The 4,013-nt window shown below is 38.3% G+C and carries 3 protein-coding genes; 1 reads left to right on the top strand and 2 read right to left on the bottom strand.

Going from position 1 to position 4,013, the window contains the following annotated elements; translation table 11 throughout:
* Nucleotides 1-518 precede the first annotated feature (518 nt).
* Together IQ228_RS22690 and IQ228_RS22695 are read right to left on the bottom strand one after the other, a co-directional pair.
* Complete coding sequence (locus tag IQ228_RS22690) at nucleotides 519-1,892, bottom strand: DUF2330 domain-containing protein (RefSeq protein ID WP_027400985.1); 1,374 nt, start codon at nucleotides 1,890-1,892, stop codon at nucleotides 519-521.
* A 30-nt stretch (nucleotides 1,893-1,922) separates the two neighbouring features.
* Nucleotides 1,923-2,744, bottom strand: coding sequence for an RnfABCDGE type electron transport complex subunit D (locus IQ228_RS22695; protein ID WP_035081250.1), 822 nt, complete (start codon nucleotides 2,742-2,744; stop codon nucleotides 1,923-1,925).
* A 101-nt stretch (nucleotides 2,745-2,845) separates the two neighbouring features.
* Here IQ228_RS22695 and IQ228_RS22700 point away from each other — a divergent pair, with 101 nt between their 5' ends.
* Nucleotides 2,846-3,505, top strand: coding sequence for a polysaccharide deacetylase family protein (locus IQ228_RS22700; RefSeq protein WP_193964527.1), 660 nt, complete (start codon nucleotides 2,846-2,848; stop codon nucleotides 3,503-3,505).
* The last annotated feature ends 508 nt before the right edge of the window (nucleotides 3,506-4,013 follow it).

Consider the following 4,013-nt stretch of genomic DNA (forward strand, 5'->3'; position numbering starts at 1 on the left):
CTACCAAACCACTCTTATATTTATTGCTCCTTATTGAGAATACATTTGAGCAATTTTTCTATCCAAAATCAATTTTTTTTGAGCCAAAGGTAATTTTTTACTCCTTTTTTATGAAGTAAATTCCGTAATAACCGCTTGTGACAGTTAAGGGTGCGGAATGTGGGTTAATGTCTCAACGTTTTAGCGTCACTACCTTCATAATTCTTAACCCCATTTTCCCAAAAAAGTCTAACCTGGCATTTTCACCCAAAATTATTGAGAATAGCTGCGAATGACTCAACGTATTTTCAAGGGTCTTGACTTCTGAGAGGGTTATGTTATGATAGTCTTGAGAAAAATCCAAGGGGTTTATCTTATCTAAATTAAAATAACTCCTAATAGAAGTCAAAAACCAAAAGTCTGTAGGTTGAATTGACTCTGAACAAAAACATAATCAAATTGATTTAGAAAAGATCCTAAATTAATATCCCCGACTTCTTTAAGAAGTCGGGGGTATTACTCTTGCAAGTCAAAGAAATTTACAGACCAAACCAAGCTAAGAAATTATCCCACCAAGAAGTAGAAATATTTCCCACAGATAATTGCATTTTTTGGCGAATGTTTTGAATATTCCAGTTGGTAAGTCTAGCTAGAGTTTGCGCTTCTTTTTCAAATCGCTGATTTAATGAACTTTTATATTGTCTTCCTGCACTACATTCGAGATTACCTGTAAATGGGTGTTGTAAAATATAACGTCCTTGAAAAGAATCCCGTTGTGAAGTTGCTTGAAACATCAAATCTTCGGGAAATTTATTTCTGGTGTAGCGCACGTGCAAGCGAGTAATGAAAACACTACTACTAGGAAAACGAGAACGAAAACTGGGAGATACTGGTCTATCACTGCTATTATTATCCAACCAAAACACACCCGCTTGTTTTAATTCTTCATTATTGAGTGGTTCAGCAGAACAAGGATCACAACTACTCATATCCCAAGCATATTCCAAAAAGCCAACTTTTTTATCTTCTTTGGTGTAGGAACTTTGAAACATGGATTTATAAAAATCACCAAATTCATTTTTCACAAACACAGGAATATTTACATCGGAAGGAACTTTAACTGTGCGATAATTAGTGATTTCTGCCTGTCCTTGGGGTGAGAGAATATAAACAATTAAATCTTGTTCTTTGGTAGCGTTAATCATTCCTAAACGAATCGGTAACATAAATTTCAGTGATTCGTAGGAAATTTGTAAAGGACGCAGTAATTGATAACCTGATTCGGCAAATTTATCTAAGTTGACTTTAGCAACAAAGAATTTCATTGAAGAACGAATATAGGGTTTTAGTAATTCCTTTGCACCTTTAGGAATTTTATAGCCATTGCGATTTAGCCAAATTTCTAGTCCACCAGATTCTTTAGCACTCAAGATGACAATATCATATTCACCTACATTAAATTTGGCTTCAACAGTCACACCTAAACTGCTATCTTTCTTCATGCTATTTTCTGCACCTCTCATTCTTGCTGCTGCTTGTGGTGCTGGCATATCCGTCATTATATTATCTTGAGCGCAGGGGTCAGAATCGAAATATTCAACTAATCTGGGGGCGCTAAAAGCATCTAATCGTTCAATAATTTTCGGTTGGGCTACATGAACTTGTTCTTTTTTTAAAACAGTGGGAACAGGAATAACAACGGCAAAATCTTTAACATCACCTTGAAAATCATTAGCCATTGTTAAGACGGTACGATTTCCATCTCTGGCAAGTATGACTTGTGAAGCTTGATTATAGAGTTTTGTATCAGCTTTAGCCACATAAAAACCACAGAAAGCCCAAGCTGTAGGCACAAAACACAGCACTGCTAAAAGTGCAGAAATTAAGGGCATGAATAGGCGTAAAAGTTGCATTTTGATCCTTAATTAATGATAGTTGATTGGTTATTTTTCTGCTGATAATTCTGGTTGCTGCCACCAAGAAAATCTCGGTGTAACCCAGAATCTATCTAGGAAAATAGTTAAGGGTGCGAGGGCAAATAAAGCCCAAAAAACAGCGGTGGGAATAAAGAAGAAATTTCGCAAAATAAATGTTAATAAAGCAATAGATACTGCCCATAAAATTCTACTCATGGGGGCGTTGGGAATTGAACGTGGATCTGTCACCATAAATAAAGAAAATAACAGTAAAGATCCACTCATTAAATGATGAAAATAAACGTCCCAAGTCCAACCTAACCACATATTTCTGATGGCTGCTAGGAGGGAATAAGCACCTAGAAAAGCGGCGGTAGTATCCCAACGACCAATACGCTGTAAAATCATGCCTCCAGTCCCCACAAATAACAACGCATACCACCATTCTTCTCCCCATTGTCCTGGGGATACCCAAGCGTCATTAGTGAGGGTAAGCACAGCAATAATGCCAAAATTAGCAGGGTTGAAAAAATGCTTTTCCCTAAATTGGAAAATAAATTTACTAGCTATGGCTGCAAATCCAGCTAAAGCCATTGTTGACCAATGATCAGCGCGTAGTAATAAACTCAGTCCCAAAGAGGTAATTAGGGGACTACGGATATTAATTACTGGGATTGTGTCCTGGGATTTAGTGATTAATGAGCAGATAATTTGAGTTATAATGCAAGAGGCGATCGCCACACCAATAAATTCTGGATGTAATGTCCAGTCTCGCGTCGCAATTCCCAAAATCAGAAATAAACTCAAAAAAAGAATTTGATAATCTCGAATATCTTTGCACAACGTCATTTTCCGTTCAGGGATTACCCGCAGATTTTTTACCAATTTAAACCAGTGTGATCATAAATTAGGTTGTTGTTACAGTTTTTGTTACAAAGATATTTTTAACAATGGAATTTGCACCTCTATTTCCCCTTGTTTATCGGCTTCTCCAACCCACCTTTCCCCATTGTCTATGGTGTGGAAACTCAAACAGTAAAACTATCGCCCTTACCTTTGATGATGGACCTCATCCCCAATACACACCCCAAGTATTATCGGTTTTAAAGCGTTATAACATTACCGCTAGTTTTTTCTGGTTAGGAAATTGTGTGAATCGGTTTCCAGAAACTGCGAAAACAGTTAGCACACAAGGACACTGGATCGGACTACATGGATATGAACATGATTCTTTTCCCCTACTTTCGTCAACCCAACTCAAACAAAGTTTAGAAAAAACCCAAGTTGCTATTTATAATGCTTGTAATTTAACCCCCGAACAAGTACGAGATGTGCGTCCTCCCAACGGTTTTTTCACACCTCAAACATTACAATTATTTCAACAGTGGAATTATCGTCCAGTGATGTGGAGTGTAGTTCCTGAAGATTGGGTTCATCCTGGTGTAAATGTTGTGGTAAATCGAGTTATAAAGCAAGTTAAAAACGGTTCATTAATTGTCTTGCATGATGGCTATTTTGGTGGCAAAGATGTGGCGGAAACTATTAATATTTTGATTCCCAAATTATTAGAACAAGGGTATGAGTTTGTGAATGTTAATAGGTTTTGGTAACAGTTAATCGCTCTCATATTCACCACAACAGCGATTCTTTAACCCTTATTAAGAATAATTTTTGAAAAGGCTCATAAGTAATTGGACAAAAATATTTACAGTCATTGCGAGGGAAGGGAAGCAATCACAACCCTTGCGAACTGCTTGCAGCAGCGCTAGTTCCCTCCGGGACGCACTCGCGAACGCTATCGCCCTCCATATCCCCAACAAGCGAACTGACAAGCGATCGCCCTCTCATCGCCCCTCACATCCCAAAAAGCGAACTGCTTGCAGCAGCGCTTCGCTATCGTCCTTACTCCCTCAAAAACGATCATTCTAAAAGGCTTTAGGTAATCCGGCTTGCTTCAGAATTGCATTAGCTTTGGTAGAGTCGAGGGGGAATAGTCGGGTAAGGTTCAAGCGTCACCGCTCTCCCCTCCCCTAAGAACCGTGCATAAGACTTTCGCACTTACACGGCTCAAGCCTTACTTCAAGCGAGTTGACTTGGTTTTAGAATGTTCCTGTTTGT

The organism is Dolichospermum sp. LEGE 00246, assembly GCF_015207865.1.
Classification (GTDB): Bacteria; Cyanobacteriota; Cyanobacteriia; order Cyanobacteriales; family Nostocaceae; genus Dolichospermum; species Dolichospermum heterosporum.

What these genes read in the sequence shown, in the direction of transcription:
- IQ228_RS22690 (WP_027400985.1), bottom strand. Translation starts at nt 1,892, where the DNA reads ATGCAACTTTTACGCCTATTCATGCCCTTAATTTCTGCACTTTTAGCA.
- IQ228_RS22695 (WP_035081250.1), bottom strand. Translation starts at nt 2,744, where the DNA reads ATGACGTTGTGCAAAGATATTCGAGATTATCAAATTCTTTTTTTGAGT.
- IQ228_RS22700 (WP_193964527.1), top strand. Translation starts at nt 2,846, where the DNA reads ATGGAATTTGCACCTCTATTTCCCCTTGTTTATCGGCTTCTCCAACCC.